Below are 16,115 nucleotides of genomic sequence, written 5' to 3'. Positions count from 1 at the left end.
GCTAGCTGTTTGCTTCTAAACAGAATTTAAACTGGAGAGTTTGATTCTGGCTCAGAACAAACGCTGGCGGCGTGCCTAATACATGCAAGTCGAACGGGGAAAGCTTTCGGGTGAGTACTAGTGGCGCACGGGTGAGTAACGCGTGGATAATCTGCCTTGGAGTGGGGGATAACTAGTCGAAAGATTAGCTAATACCGCATAAGACCACAGGAGCTGCGGCTCTAGGGGTCAAAGGTTTTTCGTTCCAAGATGAGTCCGCGTAAGATTAGCTAGTTGGTGAGGTAATGGCTCACCAAGGCGACGATCTTTAACTGGTCTGAGAGGATGATCAGTCACACTGGAACTGAGACACGGTCCAGACTCCTACGGGAGGCAGCAGTAGGGAATATTGCACAATGGAGGAAACTCTGATGCAGCGACGCCGCGTGAGTGATGAAGGCCTTCGGGTCGTAAAGCTCTGTCGCAGGGGAATAACACAATGAATGTACCCTGTAAGAAAGGATCGGCTAACTTCGTGCCAGCAGCCGCGGTAAGACGAGGGATCCTAGCGTTGTTCGGAATTATTGGGCGTAAAGCGGATGTAGGTGGCTTTGTAAGTCAGATGTGAAAGCCCAGGGCTCAACCCTGGAAGTGCATTTGATACTGCGAAGCTTGAGTGTCGGAGAGGTTACTAGAATTGTTGGTGTAGTGGTGAAATACGTAGATATCAACAGGAATACCGGAGGCGAAGGCGGGTAACTGGCCGAACACTGACACTGAGATCCGAAAGCGTGGGGATCAAACAGGATTAGATACCCTGGTAGTCCACGCCGTAAACGATGGATACTTGTTGTTGGAGGTATTGACCCCTTCAGTGACGAAGCTAACGCGTTAAGTATCCCGCCTGGGGAGTACGGTCGCAAGATTAAAACTCAAAGAAATTGACGGGGGCCCGCACAAGCGGTGGAGCATGTGGTTTAATTCGATGCAACGCGAAGAACCTTACCTAGGCTTGACATGTACTGGAAGATTGGCGGAAACGTCGTCGCTCGCAAGAGTCGGTACACAGGTGCTGCATGGCTGTCGTCAGCTCGTGTCGTGAGATGTTGGGTTAAGTCCCGCAACGAGCGCAACCCCTGCATTTAGTTGCCAGCATTCAGTTGGGCACTCTAGATGGACTGCCGGTGTTAAACCGGAGGAAGGTGGGGATGACGTCAAGTCCTCATGGCCCTTATGCCTAGGGCTACACACGTGCTACAATGGTAGTCACAGAGCGAAGCTAAGCCGCGAGGTAGAGCAAATCGCTTAAAAGCTATCTAAGTTCAGATTGATCTCTGCAACTCGAGATCATGAAGTTGGAATCGCTAGTAATCGCGGATCAGAATGCCGCGGTGAATACGTTCCCGGGCCTTGTACACACCGCCCGTCACACCATGAAAGTCGGCTGTACCAGAAGTCGCTGCGCTAACCGTAAGGAGGCAGGCGCCCAAGGTATGGTCGATGATTGGGGTGAAGTCGTAACAAGGTAGCCGTAGGGGAACCTGCGGCTGGATCACCTCCTTTCTAAGGATTATCCGGTCAATCTTCACTAAGACTTGTTCTTAGTAAGTCAAAATGACCCAATCTTAGGTCAACTTACTCTTCCCGAGTAAGTGAGTCCCAAAAATCTATCTAGCTGTTTAGTTTTGAAAGAGTGAAGCCTAACGGGCCGGTAGCTCAGTTGGTTAGAGCACACGCTTGATAAGCGTGGGGTCGGAAGTTCGAGTCTTCCCCGGCCCACCAAGTTCTTCCAAGTGGATGAATGGTGAAACGTTAGAGTTTTACATGAACAAGTTTTTGTTCTTTGACAATTGAATAGATTGATTTAGTTGATTTTTAGCGAGGTTAGTTCCATTTTTTTAAGCTACAAAGGGCTTACGGTGGATGCCTTTGGCACTAAGAAGCGATGAAGGACGTGGTAAGCTGCGATAAGCTTCGGGGAGTGGCACACACACTTTGATCCGGAGATTTCCGAATAGGGAAACCTACCATTTATGGTATCACTCACTGAATACATAGGTGTTTGAAGCGAACGAGGGGAAGTGAAACATCTCAGTACCCTCAGGAAGAGAAATCAATTCCGAGATTCCCCCAGTAGTGGCGAGCGAACGGGGAACAGCCTAAACCTTCTTCATTAATTTGAAGGAGGGGTCGTGGGACCGCGATGTGGGACCGGAGAAGTTAGAGTAACAGTCTGGAAAGTCTGGCAAGATAGGGTGATAGCCCCGTACTCGAAAACTTCGAAGGCCCTAGCGGCATCCCGAGTACCACAGGACACGTGAAATCCTGTGGGAATCTGTGAGGACCACCTCATAAGGCTAAATATTCCTTAGTGACCGATAGTGAACAAGTACCGTGAGGGAAAGGTGAAAAGAACCCCGAGAGGGGAGTGAAATAGAACCTGAAACCGTAAGTCTACAAGCAGTTAGAGCCCCTTAAGTGGGCGATAGCGTACCTTTTGCATAATGAGTCAGCGAGTTATGTTTGCATGCGAGGTTAAGCCGTTGCAGGTGGAGCCGTAGCGAAAGCGAGTCTGAATAGGGCGATTTAGTATGCAGGCATAGACCCGAAACCCGGTGATCTAATCATGGACAGGTTGAAGCGAGGGTAACACCTCGTGGAGGACCGAACAAGTTGAGGTTGAAAACTCTTTTGATGATCTGTGATTAGGGGTGAAAGGCCAATCAAACTGGGTGATAGCTGGTTCTCCCCGAAATATATTTAGGTATAGCGTCAGGTAAAAAATATCATGGAGGTAGAGCACTGAATGGGCTAGGGGTCTTTACCGGATTACCAAACCCAAATAAACTCCGAATGCCATAGATATGTTCCCTGGCAGGCAGACTCAGGGTGATAAGGTCATGAGTCGAGAGGGAAAGAGCCCAGACCAACAGCTAAGGTCCCTAAATGCACGCTCAGTGGAGAACGTTGTGGAGTTACTTTGACAACTAGGAGGTTGGCTTAGAAGCAGCAATCCTTTAAAGAAAGCGTAATAGCTCACTAGTCTAGTGACTCTGCGCGGAAGATACAACGGGGCTAAGCGTGTTACCGAAGCTTTGGATTAAGATATTTTATATTTTAGTGGTAGGGGAGCGTTCTAGTGTAGGATGAAGATTGACCGGTAGGACAGTTGGACGAACTAGAAGTGATCATGCTGACATAAGTAGCGTTGAACTCGGGTGAAAAACCCGGGCGCCGAAAACTCAAGGATTCCTGGGTAAAGATAATCTTCCCAGGGTTAGTCGAGCCCTAAGACGAGGCCAAATGGCGTAGTCGATGGCAAAACGGTTAATATTCCGTTACCTAGCAAAATGTGTTTAAGGAATGACGGTGTAGGATATCACAGCCTCTTATTGGATTGAGGTGTAAGCATGTAGGAGGATCAGTAGGCAAATCCGCTGGTCGTAACTCTGAGGTGTGAATGCGAGGGACTTGTCCCGGAAGTGTGAAAAGCCATGCATCCAAGAAAAGTTTCGTAAATTTAGTTTTGTTAGCTCGTACCGTAAACCGACTCAGGTGAGTGGGGTGAATATCCTAAGGCGATGGGGTGAATTTTGGTCAAGGAACTCGGCAACTTAACACCGTAACTTCGGGAAAAGGTGTGCCCGCGAGAGTGTAAGGATTTACTCCCCAAGCTTTTTCGGGTCGCAGAGAAATGGGAGTAGCGACTGTTTATCAAAAACACAGGTATGTGCAAAGTCACAAGACGAAGTATACATACTGACGCCTGCCCGGTGCTGGAAGGTTAAGAGGATTAGTTAGCGCAAGCGAAGCTGAGAATCGAAGCCCCAGTAAACGGCGGCCGTAACTATAACGGTCCTAAGGTAGCGAAATTCCTTGTCGGGTAAGTTCCGACCTGCACGAATGGCGTAACGACTTCTCCGGTGTCTCGACCAAATGCCTCGCGAAATTGAATTCTCGGTGAAAATGCCGAGTACCCGCAGAAAGACGGAAAGACCCCGTGAACCTTTACTGTAGCTTGGCAGTGATTTTAGAGTTGGCATGTGTAGGATAGGTGGGAGACTTTGAAGCAGTGGCGCTAGCCATTGTGGAGTCAACCTTGAAATACCACCCTTGGCACCTTTGAAATCTAACCTGCTGCTCTTTACGAGCAGAGGGACACTGTCTGGTGGGCAGTTTGACTGGGGCGGTCGCCTCCCAAAAAGTAACGGAGGCGCGCGATGGTCCCCTCAGCCTGATTGGAAACCAGGCGTCGAGTGCATTGGCATAAGGGGGCTTGACTGCGAGACCTACAAGTCGAGCAGGTGCGAAAGCAGGCCAAAGTGATCCGGTGGTCCCGCGTGGAAGGGCCATCGCTCAACGGATAAAAGGTACTCCGGGGATAACAGGCTTATTCCATCCAAGAGTCCATATCGACGATGGAGTTTGGCACCTCGATGTCGGCTCATCACATCCTGGGGCTGGAGCAGGTCCCAAGGGTTTAGCTGTTCGCTAATTAAAGTGGTACGCGAGCTGGGTTCAGAACGTCGTGAGACAGTTTGGTCCTTATCTTCTGTGGGCGTATGAGATTTGAGTAGACCTGTCCTTAGTACGAGAGGACCGGGATGGACGAACCTCTGGTGTTTCTGTTGTCGCGCCAGCGGCAATGCAGAGTAGCTATGTTCGGAATTGATAACCGCTGAAAGCATCTAAGCGGGAAGCAAACTACGAGATTAGATCTCACTGGGGCTTCGGCCCCCTAAAGACTCCTTGGAGACTACGAGGTTGATAGGCTGAAGGTGTAAGTGTGGTAACACATTGAGCTGATCAGTACTAATAGGTCGTGAGGCTTTTTTAATTTTTTCTTCTCAAGCCATTGGTTTGACGAAGATTTCGTTTCAAAGACTTCCTTTTATAGGAACGAGAGACTAGCTCTCTGAATAAGTAAGAGAGTGATTATGGGACTAACCATTAATCGCTAAAAATCAGCTAAATCAATCATTCGATTGTAACTAAAATAAGTAACTTCTCCATTTGTGTTGGAAGTAAGTTACAAAGAACAACGGTTAGTGTAAGAAGCTAACCACTTTGACTTAATAAACGCTTTGCTGGTGTTTATAGCAGAGGGGCCACACCTGATCCCATTCCGAACTCAGAAGTTAAGTCCTCTTGCGGCGATGGTATTGCATGGGCGACCATGTGGGAGAGTAGCACGACGCCAGCTCTTTTTTACTCGAACCCGACTTATGAAAGTAAGTCGGGTTTTTTTATGCCTAAAATGCGGGGAAAACCCTCTCCCGACTCTATTTTGTAATCACATGTTTTTTTAGAACGCTCCAGAAAGCATCATAGTCTTCGATAAAAGGCATGTGTCCCAGGCCTTTAAGTTCTTCCAGTTTTGCGTGTGGAATCAGATGGGCAGTTTGTTTCCCTAATGATGGGTAATTTCCCATTTTCTTTTTCATATTCTCTGGCGCCCAGGCTTTACCAATGGCCGTTCTATCGCGTTGGCCGATAATCAGAACAGTTGGCGCTTTTACATTTTTAAATTCATAAACAACCGGCTGCGTGAAAATCATGTCAGAGGTTAAGGCCGAGTTCCAGGCAATCACCGGATAGTCAGGACCTTGAATCCAGCCTGTGGGAATCTCCAACCACTTGTCATAATCACTTTTCCATTTGCCGTCATAATAGCTGTCCAACTGGTACTGTTTGATTTTTTCGGCAGAGCTGCCCAGTTCCGCACGGTAGTTTTCTTCAACAGGACGATAAGACGTCATCGTCTTCCAGTCCTCAAGACCAATCGGATTCACCAGGAAAAGCTGCGTGATGGAACCCGGGAACATCAACGCCATTCGCGTTGCGACCATACCGCCCATCGAATGACCCAGCAGTTTGTATTTGTCGATTTCCAGATATTTTAAAAGATTCTGAGTGTTCTGCCCCAGAGCATGGAAACTGTATTGATAGTAGCTGGGCTTCGTGGATTTTCCGAAACCGATTTGATCCGGGACAATGATACGGAAGCCTTCCGCTTTCAAAGAATTAATGACTTGTTCAAAGTAAGCGCCCGGAAAGTTCTTGCCGTGCAGAAGAACAATAACGCCTTTGGATACTTTCTCGGGCTTGATGTCCATGTAAGCCATCTTCAGCTCTTGCCCTTGGGACTTGAAGTTGTAGTAGCGAACCGGGAATGGATAGCTGTATTGAGACAAAACCGCATCGAAGCCTCTCGTTACAGCGGCTTCTTCTTGTGGCGTGGTGGACTCTGTTTTACTGGGCTGAGAAGCACAAGCTGAAATCAACATCAAAGCGGGTAGAAAAAAGAGGGGCTTTTTCGTCATAAAAAGTTCTCCTTGGTGATTTTGTCTGAAGAGCCACGGTGAAAGACTCTTCCTTGTTATCGCAGTTATCGTACGCACGGGCTGAAAAACTATTTATCTGCTGGTGGCGGAGTATTTACGGCAGGTGGCGCTGTTGTTTCCTTAGCAGCAGGAGTTGGTGTGGTGGTGCCAGATGTCGTGCCATCTTTTTTCACTGGTGCTTCCGGCGTTTTCTCGGTTGTGACTCTGTTAAGATCATTCATTGTATAAGTGCGACCGATTTCAAAGATTTTGTTTCTGGATTTGATATTAAACAAGCTGGCCTGAATGATCACACCGGGATTTTCATCATCGGGAAGATCCACAATTTCAAGCTCCAGATAGTTGGCGCCTTGTTTGACTCGTTGAATGTTCGGGCGCTCCTTACCCAGAAGCGTGCGGGCGAGGGTGGAGTTCATCCGAATTTCCACGGTGGCAATGTCTTTCCACTCCGCAGGCAGTTGTCCTTCGGCTTCCAGAGTTTGGAAGTCATCATTGATCATTTTTGCCAGTTGCTGTGCCGGAGTCAGTTGCACGCAGGTCTCTGAAGATTTTTTTCCGGACTTTTTCGGAAGATCCAGATCGTCCTTCAGAATTGTATAACCAATCGTAAGGGCGGCCAGAATAATGAGAGTTCCAAGAAGCTTTGCAACCATGATGACTGACTCCAATATAGTGTGGGCCACGACAAAAGGGGCTTAAGTAGTGGCGGGACAATACAACTGCCCCATCTATTATGTGAAAGAACGTCGAGTGCGACAAAGCCTTTACCCCGGACGGACGAAAATCGCTCCTTCAGCCTAGGGTCCCTAAAAAACTAACTCCTTGAAATTGCAGCCGAAAAAGTGTCCTTCGGGGGCCCTTGTCTAAGAGATCGACAGATGAGGCCGGGCAAGGGTCTTAAATTGAAACATAAAAATTCCTGTAATTTCAGCAACTTGTAAAAAACACCCGGTCTTGGCACCGAGATTGGAAGTAAAGGGGTGAGAGAGGTGTGTCTATGAAAACACTCACTAAGATGGCTGCCATTTCCTTCTTTGTAGGACTTTACGTGGGATGTTCCCCGGTGAAGTTCTCTTTGGATGACAGCAAATGTAAAGACTCCGGGTGCGTGGTGGAGAACGGCAAGTACTCCTTTAATTACACGCAAACAGCAGGTCGTGGAAAGGTCGATATTCTGATCGTCAACGACAACTCTGCTTCGATGTCTTTTGAGCAGGCACGCCTGGCCCCAAGATTTAGAAACTTTATTGCGGATCTGGATGCACAGAAGATTGATTACCGTATTGCGATGACAACCACAGATGTCAGCGGCTCCCGCGGTGGAAATCTTATCTATTATAAAGAGGGAACTCCTTATATCACTCCGGCTCACACAGATCGTCTGTCTTTGTTCGATAATACAATTCAGCGCCCGGAGACTTTGGCGTGTGAAAAATTTATTGCTAAGTGGATTCGTGACCGTGGCGGGGATGTGAACTCCATCAACTCTGCGGAGTATTCAACGAAGTATTCCCAGAACTGCCCTTCCGGTGACGAGCGTGGCGTTTATGCGGCAAATCTGGTTGTGAAGAACAATCCTTCCAGCTTTATCCGCAACGATGCCCACTTGGCGGTGATCTTCCTTTCTGACGAGGACGTAAGAAGCGGTCTTTATGGTGATAACGGCTATGTTCTGGATCAAATGGATCAGCCGAACTATCTGATTACGAACGTTAAAAACAGTCTGGGTGCTGACAAGTTCAACTCCCTGAGTGTGCACTCTATCGTTGTTAAGGATGCAACCTGCTTGAATCATCAAAACAGTCAGGCGCTGGATGGATACGGCCCGACAACAGGATTGGTTACAGGAAGTATCGGTAATGTTTACCTGACCTTCGCGTCTGCGGGTTGGGGAGCATCTGCGGATATTTGCTCCTCTGATTATACGTCTCAGCTGGGTCAGATTCGTTCCAAGATCACAGATCGCATCAAGGACATCATGCTGAATTGTTCCAATCCAAGTGATTTGATTGTAACGGTTTCCGGAACTCCGGTGGGTTACTATATGGATGGAAAAACTTTGCGCTTCAATCAGTACCTGTCCCCGGGCACGAGTGTGAATCTGTCGTACAAGTGCGATGCTCTTCAATAGCTTGAAATGAATTTTAAAAAACACCAGGGCAAAGCTGCAAAACAGCTTTGCCGTTTTCATTTTGAGGCAATGATATTTCTAAATGAGACGTTCCACTTTATTCGCCAGATTAAAGTTTATTGATAGGCCGTTTTGGCGATCCGGGTCCTTTAGTCCTGTATTACGTTTCCGATATACTAGCTATGGGCATGTTAGACAGATACAAGAAAAAGGGTGGCTTTTATCAACTTTTGCAACTTCTTGAGACCTCTCCGGCGACAAAGCGAGAGCAGTTCCTTGGGTTGATTGGCGGAGAAAGCCCGGCATGGGAGGAGGCGCTTCGTAAGCGCATCCTGACGATCACACGCGTTTATAGCTGGGATGGTCAGTATTTGGTGGAGATCTTCTCGCGGGTGCAGCCTTTGACATTGGCAAATGCCCTGCATGGCAATCCTCAGGAACAGGTGGATAGCCTGTTAAGCTGCCTGCCGCCGATTTCCAAAAGAAAGATCACTGATATGATGGCGGAGTCGGCACCGACCCCGGCGGAAAAATCGACGTGTATTTCCAAAATGCTTTCAGAGGTTCGTGGTTTTGTTTCCCAGGGTATTATCCGTTTGGAAAAGGTGGACCCGGAACTTCATATTCCCGAAAATATCGAAGAGCTTTTAAGTGTGAATGCTTTTTCCACGCCGACATTTGATCTGTCAGAGACCGCGGCCAAATCGGATACGAAACCCAATATTGTGGGGGACTCTGATCCGGCGGCCCAGCAGGAAAATGAATTCCTTAAGCGCAAAGTAAATCAGCTGGCGGCAGAAGTGAATGCCTTGAAGCATGAAAACTCTGTTTTGAAGGACAAGCTTTCGCAGATCAAAAAGATCGCTTAGGGCATTTAAAGTGCCACTTAATTTCCAAATCATGAAAACCGCTCCATCGTGAGCGGTTTTTTTCGTTTCAGGATGGAACGACTTTGGGTGTTCTTTCAGTTTCCGCCGTTGGGCCTGAATTCTTCACGAAAATGTCGAGACTTTAGACAAAATGAGTTTTCTCTAAACCACCCGAAACCCGCCCCCGATAAGCCTTTCGAAGTACGTGAGGTAGAAAAATGGCAACGCAGTTTTGCAGCGTGTTTATCGGTACGATAGCGGTCTTTTCAATGGTTGCGGGTTCTGTCGCTCAGGCGCAAGTTCCGACAACCGATCTTGAAACCCAGTTTTATCAAGAGCTGGCAAAGGAATCCGGTCAGGATGTTCCTGCTGCCAAAGGTATCTTTGAAGAAGTTCCGGATGGCTTAAGCACGAAGGAAATTTCTCCGGCCTGTGACCCGCGCCGTTTTGAAGACAGTGTGGTGGGACGCAAGTTGACGACAGCTCAATATTATAATGTGGCACGAGCTTACTTTAAAAAATGTTCTGGGGAACTGACTCAGAAATCCTGGACGGGAATGCTGGGACTGTTGAAGTTTTCCAAATATCAATATCCATTCCTGTCCCATCCTCAGGTGAAAGAGTTCACTGTGAAATTGTCAGATGGAACCCGGGTGCCGGGGATTCTGGCTTTGAAACAGGACACGCGCCCGCGTCCATTGGTGATTGTGAAGTGTGGTGTCTTCTGTTCCGCCGCACAAACAGCATCCATGAAAAGTTATCTAATGCACCTGTTTGACCAGTCTCCATTCAACGTTCTGTTGTTGGCGAATCAAACGGGCATGGACTACATCTATTTGAACAAGCGTGTGACTTTGGGCGGCTGGTCCGAAGGCTTTGAAGCAATCGAAGTGGGTAAGTGGATGCTGCAAAAATGGGAGCACAAAGACCGCATTTCCAGTCTGCACTTCATGGGCATCAGCCTGGGTGGTAACGCTGCCGTGCTGGGGGCTGCGTACAATGACAAGTATCTGCTGCCAAGTGGGAACAAAGTCTATAATTCTGTGACAGCAATTTGCCCGGTGATCAGTTTACGTCCGACCTTGGATCATCTTTATGGATCGCAAATTGTGGGGCGTGTATTTGCAAAAATGACCAAGGAGCATTTCACCGAAGCTCGTAATTATATTACGGATGTTCCTGATCTGATCACTGCCGGTAAAATTCCATCCAACCGCAAGGATATGCCGGACTATATTGCCACTCTGGCTTCCACATCCCTGCAACGTCGTGGGATCGCCAGCACACCTTCTGCATTCATGAAAAGCAATAACTTCTGGAACTGGAAGGACGAGGTTAAAACACCTTTGATGGTCTGGGCTTCCAAGGACGATATGGTTGTGAACAATGGCATCAATGCGGAGGTGATGGAGCATGATGATCTCTATGAAAAATCATCTCAGGTCGGTGTATTGAATCTTAAATATGGAAATCACTGTGGCTTCTCTTCGGCCTATGGTGCACAGGCTTCTGCGGCCGTACTGCGCACTTTCGTTCTGACTCACAGTCCGGAATTCGTTGACAGCTACGATACCAAACAACAGTTGCCGTGGACCTGGGGCTTTAAAAAATTAAGCTCTCAGTACGAGCACATTGGCCAGAGCTGGCATTTCTTCTCTAACTCCAATCAGGCAAAAGTGGTCTTCCGCATGTTCAACTGGAATGGTGGCAACGAGTGTGCGGATAAAGGACCGTGGTCCGGAAGCGCTTCTTGTGTCAGTACACGTGAATATTGGATTCCGGTGACAGAGTTGAAACAGCTGGGGGCACGTGTGCCACGCACCGATGCGGAAGCGCAGGCTTTGACCCGTGAATTTAACACGAAAGTGGAATTCCGTATCAAGGGTCATCCTTTGAATGGTACATACAGTAATGACTTCTATATGACATGGAGAAGTCATTTCGAATAATGAAACACAAAAAAGTTCTTATCACCGGCTTTCTGCCATTTTTGGGGGAAAGCCTTAATCCCAGTCAGATCCTTCTTGAAAACATCAAGAGGGATTTGTCGCTTCAAGATCAGATCGACACCTTGTTGTTGCCGGTTTCTTTTCAACAGGCAGGGGCCTTGCTTTTACAGCAACTGAAACAGGGTCGGTATGATGTGGTTCTGATGCTTGGGCAGGCTGGTGGCAGAAAACGAATCTCGCTGGAACAAGTGGCCTTGAATTGGATTGAAACCGAAAAACCGGACGAGGATGGATTTACTCCGCAGCGAGGACCGATTGCATCCCAGTCAGAAAGCGCCTATTTCACGGCCCTGCCGTTGCCACAGTGGCAGAAGCTTTTGGAGGATCAGCAGATCCCGGCAGAGATTTCACTCAGTGCCGGTGGATACGTCTGTAATCATATCTATTTTCAGGTCTCTGCTGCGATTCACCAGCAGGGGCTTGCGACTCAGGCTTGCTTTATTCATGTGCCTTATCTGCCAGAACAAACAGTGGGAAAAGCCACGGGGACCCCTGCTATGGAACTGGACCAGATGGAAAAAGGCATTCGATTGGTCCTTAAAGCTGCTATAAACAAGCCTATCTCAAAATAAACGTCACTGGATTTCATGAACCTTTTCAGAAGTCCCTTCGTCTAAAGATTTAAAGAGGAGGAAAGACATGATGCAAAACCTCGTTATAGCGGTCGTAATGGCCATGACCTTGAGTGCGGGAACAGTATGGGCCCGTGGCGAAGGGCGTGGAGGTCATCACAAAGGCGATGAGATTTCACCGCTGGAAAAACACTTCAGTCCCAAAAACATGAAGGATTTGGGTTTGACGGTGGAGCAAAAGGAAAAGCTTAAGACCATCCGGGAAACCAATCGCGTGGAGTCGGAAAAACTGCGCGAGGAGATGAAGACGGCTCGCAAGGCCTTCAAAGAGTCTTTGCGCACCAGTGCGACGAAAGAGGATGTGACCAAGGCCTATCAGCTGATGCTGGATAAAAAGAATCAGTTGTCCAAAAGTCGTTTGGAATCTTTGCTGACAGCACGGGATATCCTGACGGATGAACAAAAGGCCAAGCTTTTCGGCAAAGCTGAAAAAGAGGACTAGGATTTTTGTGAGTTTTCACGAGGCAGATCAGTTTTCAGAGTTCTACAAGACCCACGCCGCGAAAGTGCGGGGTCTTCTTTTCCGTTTGGCCGGAGAAGTGGCTTTGAATGATCTGACTCAGGAATCTTTTCTGAAGGCCTGGGAAAACCGTCATCGGTTCCGCGGGGATAGTGAAGCGTCCACCTGGCTGTATCGAATCGCCTACAACTGTGCTGTGGATTATCTGCGCAGGAACAAAGGCACAGTGGGCTTGCCACCCGAGGAGCTGGAAGAGCGTCTGGAACAGGATGTATCCAATCGTGAGCTGGTGGAACTGGTGTTGCGATCTTTGGAGGCGGAGTTGCGCGTGGTGGTGATTTTATTTTATCTGGAAGAACAGTCTCTTAAGGATATTTCTTTGGCTCTGGAAATTCCAGAGGGAACTGTGAAATCCCGGCTGAACACAGCCCGACAAAGAATGAATGATCTTTTGGTAAGGAAAGGAGTCAAATTATGAGCGACGATTTTAAGAATTTTCTGAAAGATAATGCCGCTCCGGTTCCGCCTAGTCCTTTGGGGGAAGAGTCCGCAATTTGGCGTAAGATAGAAGATAAAAAACGCAAACGCCGAGGGGCCTGGCTGGTTCTGGTGCCGCTCTTGACAGCTTCATTGGCTTTGGTGGTGATGATCGGCAATCCGCGTCCAGTGACGGTGCCAGAGATTTCAGGGGAAGAGGATTATCTGTATCAGGAATGGCAGGATTTTGCCAAAGAAGTGGATTCGGACTTTGATCAGGAAATGATCATGATGTTTGCAGAAAAGTAAAATGACGCGAATCCAGCCGGAATCGCGTCATTTAGTGGATTGTATTTTTTCTTTTTAATTAGCGGATTTCTGAAAGCGCTCTTCTTAGAGCATCTTCGTCTCTCACACCAATGAAAATCAATTCTGCTCTGCGATCCTGGGCTTTGATGCCTGTGGAATCTGTCGCACCTTTACCAACGGCTTCAACATTGGTGAAACCATTTCTTTCAATAATGGATTTAACAGAGTCCGCACGGGCTTGAGAGATTCTTTGATTGGTCTCTTCAGAGCCGGAAGCATCGGCAAAACCGTGAACCTCAACTTTTTCAACCAGATCCGGATTCTCGTTCAGTACTTTGGCCACCTGGGACAGTTTGCGCTGATCAGCTCCAGAGATCGCATATTGCGAAGAGCGGAACTGAATGGCACTGCCAGCGCCAGCGATCATGTTCATATTGACATCTCTAAGTGCGGATTCCGGGGCTTCCATAATTGCGACAGGGCGGGCAGGCTCTGCTGCGGGTTGATACATAGGCTCTTCCGGTTGTGTTGGTTCTGTGGCTGCTGTTGAACGCACGGATGTTTTATACGCGCCAGGGTTCCAGCCGATTTGCAGATCGATAAGATACATGTTCACCAGACCATCGGTATTGTTGGTCAGGGACTGCGCACGCAGACCCAGACGAGCCAGCCAGCTTGGCGTCATGTTAAACTCTCGGAGCAGTTGCAGGCCCACGAAGTGAGCATCGGCCTGATCCGCCAGATAGTTTTCACCTTGATTATAGAGCTGATTGGCAACCACACCGAGTTGCCAACGGCTGTCGAATCTATAGCGGGCTGCAAATTCCAAAGCTCCGTCAGTGATGGCGGTCTCCTGACTGCCACTGGCTTGAGAAAACTGCTGGTTGTTCACGCCATAACCCAGGTCCATAACCCAGGGGCTTTCTAAATACCATGAACCTAATAATTTGAGTGTGGATGGGGTCCCTTCTGCGGCGCCGTTGGTGTCATAACCTGTATAACCACCACCCAGTCCCAGGAAAGGCAGAACTCCACGGGGAGCCACTTGTGCTTCCTCTTTGGAGAATTCCAATGCACTCGTTGTTGCTGAGTCTTGATTGGCCTGTGCCGTCAGGCCGACACTAAGCAAAGCTGTAAGAATGATCGTTTTCATAAGTCTTCTCCTTTTTTATTGAACGCCTCCAGTATTGACCTTGTGCTTCAGGGGTCAATTTTTTGGAGGAAGAACAGGGGGATTTTGTCGAGATAAATGGAATTGGATATATCCAAAGTAGGGTGAATTACCCTATAGTTGTCGAATGCCACATGTAAGATTTCGCGCCGTTAACAAAGAGCAAGTCCAAAAGTTAAGCCAAACCCTGCCTGCTGAGCTGGCGCCTGCCATGAACACATCCCCGGACAATTTTACCTTTGAGCTGGTGGCCACCCATTTTTTTAGTGCCGGAACGACGACCGAATCATATCCTTTTATAGAGGTTCTTTGGTTTGCCCGTTCTCAAGAGATTCAGAATGAATGTGCGGGAATTATCACCCGTCAGCTGAAGCAGCTGGGATCTTATGAGGATGTGGTGGTTGTTTTCCAGGTTCTGGCCAAAGAAGCCTATTACGAAAACGGCAGTCATTTCTAGGTCTCCCATAAGAAGTGTCAAAAGATTGGACAGCTCTTTGCGGAAACCAAAAGTGCCTTCATTGAGCTTCGTCAGGTATTTCTTTCATAGGGGGGTAGATAGTCCCCGGTTATATTCATTCTGAAGATGCCATCTCTGTAACATGCTTCTTGCTTTACTGGCTGGTGCAAACGAATGGAGATGACATGAAAGCTTCTTTAGTTGGGGCCGCGACGGCCGTACTTATGAGTGTATTGACTGGCAGCTTTGCCGGGGCACAGGTCCCTGCCGCACAAGTGGTGAGCAAAGGTCAGTTGATCGTGGGAAAACAGTACTACATTTCTGCTGACACGCTGAATGTCAGATCCAGTAACTCGACCACGGCGAATAACGTGGTTGGCAAGTTGAACCGCAATGATGTTGTTGAAATCTATGACGTATTAAATGAAGCGTCTCCACTGGTGCAGGTGAAGATCATCAGTTCTTCCACTGTTTCTGCTTATGTGGCTGCGGAGTTCTACGTGTCCAAGGACTATCTAAGTGACAAACAGATCACTTTGCCGACGTCACGTTATTTCGTGATTCAGAATATCGCGACAGAAAAAACCCGTATCTATGAGCGTTGCACGACTTCTCCGGGTTGCGCGCATAAGATGGTTATGGAAACAGACACCGTTGTCGGTCGTCCTGAGGAAGGTGACAAGAATGATCCGAATGCCTACAAAACGTGGGTGGGTCACTCTCGTATCTCCGAATGGGTGAAGTTCTATCAGGATGGTAAAGGCTTCTATCCACGCTGGTACACTCCGGGTCAGTCCCTGAAAGACATCCCAGGTGCGGTGACAGACAGCATGAGCTTGTACATGGGTGCAAGAAAATGGTCCGTTAGAAATGACCAGGGCAAATCCTCCATTCACGGTGCCGATTGTGTAGGAGTTACTGACGGTATAGGAGTTGGGCTACGAGTACGAGTAACTGATGGAGTTATCGAAATAGTTTAGCACGACGCCAGCTCTTTTTTACTCGAACCCGACTTATGAAAGTAAGTCGGGTTTTTTTGTTTTCAGCGTTCTGATGAAAATCTCTTATCTATCTGAGGTAAAAGGTACCTCCTGCCAGTGCACTCTCAACAGGAGGGCCCACACTGATTTGCAGAGGCCTTGCGGTGAAATGATTGCCGCCGGGCAAGTTGGCTGATCGACAAAATCCTACTTGTTATTGTTGTCTGAAGTTTATGAAAACCGTCTCCAGCATACTTGTTGAAGCTCTGGTTTGGATCTTTCTTTGTTTTTTCAAAT

General features: G+C 48.0%; 12 protein-coding genes, 1 tRNA gene and 3 rRNA genes. 13 read left to right on the top strand and 3 right to left on the bottom strand.

From position 1 onward, the window contains the following. Positions 1–28 precede the first annotated feature (28 nt). From EZJ49_RS11750 to rrf, 4 genes are all read left to right on the top strand, one after another. A 16S ribosomal RNA gene (locus EZJ49_RS11750) occupies positions 29–1,542 on the top strand. A 142-nt stretch (positions 1,543–1,684) separates the two neighbouring features. Further along, a tRNA-Ile gene (locus EZJ49_RS11745) sits at positions 1,685–1,761 on the top strand. A gap of 114 nt (positions 1,762–1,875) precedes the next feature. Continuing rightward, positions 1,876–4,816: ribosomal RNA gene (locus tag EZJ49_RS11740) — 23S ribosomal RNA — on the top strand. Positions 4,817–5,065: 249 nt separating this feature from the next. After that, positions 5,066–5,182: ribosomal RNA gene (gene rrf / locus EZJ49_RS11735) — 5S ribosomal RNA — on the top strand. The 16S, 23S and 5S rRNA genes sit together here with 1 tRNA gene alongside, the layout of an rRNA operon. Positions 5,183–5,261: 79 nt before the next feature. Here rrf and EZJ49_RS11730 read toward each other — a convergent pair. Together EZJ49_RS11730 and EZJ49_RS11725 are read right to left on the bottom strand one after the other, a co-directional pair. Continuing rightward, positions 5,262–6,302 (bottom strand): alpha/beta fold hydrolase, encoded by a 1,041-nt coding sequence (locus EZJ49_RS11730; protein ID WP_262552334.1) that lies wholly within the window; start codon positions 6,300–6,302, stop codon positions 5,262–5,264. Positions 6,303–6,391: 89 nt separating this feature from the next. Continuing rightward, positions 6,392–6,976, bottom strand: a complete 585-nt coding sequence (locus EZJ49_RS11725) for a hypothetical protein (RefSeq protein ID WP_262552333.1) — start codon at positions 6,974–6,976, stop codon at positions 6,392–6,394. A 344-nt stretch (positions 6,977–7,320) separates the two neighbouring features. On the opposite strand from EZJ49_RS11725, the gene EZJ49_RS11720 reads away from it, so the two are divergent. The 7 genes from EZJ49_RS11720 to EZJ49_RS11690 all read left to right on the top strand — a co-directional run bounded on the left by EZJ49_RS11720 (position 7,321) and on the right by EZJ49_RS11690 (position 13,210). After that, positions 7,321–8,454, top strand: a complete 1,134-nt coding sequence (locus tag EZJ49_RS11720; RefSeq protein WP_262552332.1) for a hypothetical protein — start codon at positions 7,321–7,323, stop codon at positions 8,452–8,454. 188 nt (positions 8,455–8,642) lie between these two features. Further along, entirely contained in the window at positions 8,643–9,323 is a 681-nt protein-coding gene (locus EZJ49_RS11715; protein WP_262552331.1) for a cell division protein ZapB, read from the top strand. A 218-nt stretch (positions 9,324–9,541) separates the two neighbouring features. Next, entirely contained in the window at positions 9,542–11,272 is a 1,731-nt protein-coding gene (locus EZJ49_RS11710; RefSeq protein WP_262552330.1) for an alpha/beta hydrolase family protein, read from the top strand. Then, positions 11,272–11,904, top strand: a complete 633-nt coding sequence (locus tag EZJ49_RS11705) for a pyroglutamyl-peptidase I (RefSeq protein WP_262552329.1) — start codon at positions 11,272–11,274, stop codon at positions 11,902–11,904. Before EZJ49_RS11710 ends, EZJ49_RS11705 begins: the two co-directional genes overlap by 1 nt. A 67-nt stretch (positions 11,905–11,971) precedes the next feature. Then, positions 11,972–12,406 carry a Spy/CpxP family protein refolding chaperone gene (locus EZJ49_RS11700; RefSeq protein ID WP_262552328.1) on the top strand — a complete coding sequence of 145 codons (435 nt, stop codon included), beginning with the start codon at positions 11,972–11,974 and terminating at the stop codon, positions 12,404–12,406. A gap of 7 nt (positions 12,407–12,413) precedes the next feature. Continuing rightward, entirely contained in the window at positions 12,414–12,902 is a 489-nt protein-coding gene (locus EZJ49_RS11695; RefSeq protein WP_262552327.1) for an RNA polymerase sigma factor, read from the top strand. Beyond that, positions 12,899–13,210, top strand: coding sequence for a hypothetical protein (locus EZJ49_RS11690; protein ID WP_262552326.1), 312 nt, complete (start codon positions 12,899–12,901; stop codon positions 13,208–13,210). The genes EZJ49_RS11695 and EZJ49_RS11690 overlap by 4 nt, the downstream gene beginning before the upstream one ends. Positions 13,211–13,268: 58 nt before the next feature. Here the strand turns inward: EZJ49_RS11690 and EZJ49_RS11685 are convergent, their stop codons facing one another. Then, a complete protein-coding gene (locus EZJ49_RS11685; RefSeq protein WP_262552325.1) occupies positions 13,269–14,363 on the bottom strand; it encodes an OmpA family protein in 1,095 nt (364 codons plus the stop codon). Positions 14,364–14,508: 145 nt separating this feature from the next. Here EZJ49_RS11685 and EZJ49_RS11680 point away from each other — a divergent pair, with 145 nt between their 5' ends. After that, a complete protein-coding gene (locus EZJ49_RS11680) occupies positions 14,509–14,838 on the top strand; it encodes a DUF1904 domain-containing protein (protein WP_262552324.1) in 330 nt (109 codons plus the stop codon). Between the two features lie 185 nt (positions 14,839–15,023). Next, positions 15,024–15,818, top strand: coding sequence for an SH3 domain-containing protein (locus EZJ49_RS11675; RefSeq protein WP_262552323.1), 795 nt, complete (start codon positions 15,024–15,026; stop codon positions 15,816–15,818). Positions 15,819–16,115: the final 297 nt, after the last annotated feature.

Origin of the sequence: Bdellovibrio bacteriovorus (assembly GCF_025558485.1) — a bacterium.
GTDB lineage: Bacteria > Bdellovibrionota > Bdellovibrionia > Bdellovibrionales > Bdellovibrionaceae > Bdellovibrio > Bdellovibrio bacteriovorus_G.
Note: the sequence above shows the minus strand (reverse complement) of the source record. Positions and strands in the feature narration are given on the sequence as shown.

Coding starts and splice junctions, on each gene's coding strand:
- EZJ49_RS11725 (WP_262552333.1), bottom strand. CDS start 6,976: ATGGTTGCAAAGCTTCTTGGAACTCTCATTATTCTGGCCGCCCTTACG.
- EZJ49_RS11705 (WP_262552329.1), top strand. CDS start 11,272: ATGAAACACAAAAAAGTTCTTATCACCGGCTTTCTGCCATTTTTGGGG.
- EZJ49_RS11715 (WP_262552331.1), top strand. CDS start 8,643: ATGTTAGACAGATACAAGAAAAAGGGTGGCTTTTATCAACTTTTGCAA.
- EZJ49_RS11710 (WP_262552330.1), top strand. CDS start 9,542: ATGGCAACGCAGTTTTGCAGCGTGTTTATCGGTACGATAGCGGTCTTT.
- EZJ49_RS11690 (WP_262552326.1), top strand. CDS start 12,899: ATGAGCGACGATTTTAAGAATTTTCTGAAAGATAATGCCGCTCCGGTT.
- EZJ49_RS11720 (WP_262552332.1), top strand. CDS start 7,321: ATGAAAACACTCACTAAGATGGCTGCCATTTCCTTCTTTGTAGGACTT.
- EZJ49_RS11730 (WP_262552334.1), bottom strand. CDS start 6,302: ATGACGAAAAAGCCCCTCTTTTTTCTACCCGCTTTGATGTTGATTTCA.
- EZJ49_RS11675 (WP_262552323.1), top strand. CDS start 15,024: ATGAAAGCTTCTTTAGTTGGGGCCGCGACGGCCGTACTTATGAGTGTA.
- EZJ49_RS11685 (WP_262552325.1), bottom strand. CDS start 14,363: ATGAAAACGATCATTCTTACAGCTTTGCTTAGTGTCGGCCTGACGGCA.
- EZJ49_RS11680 (WP_262552324.1), top strand. CDS start 14,509: ATGCCACATGTAAGATTTCGCGCCGTTAACAAAGAGCAAGTCCAAAAG.
- EZJ49_RS11700 (WP_262552328.1), top strand. CDS start 11,972: ATGATGCAAAACCTCGTTATAGCGGTCGTAATGGCCATGACCTTGAGT.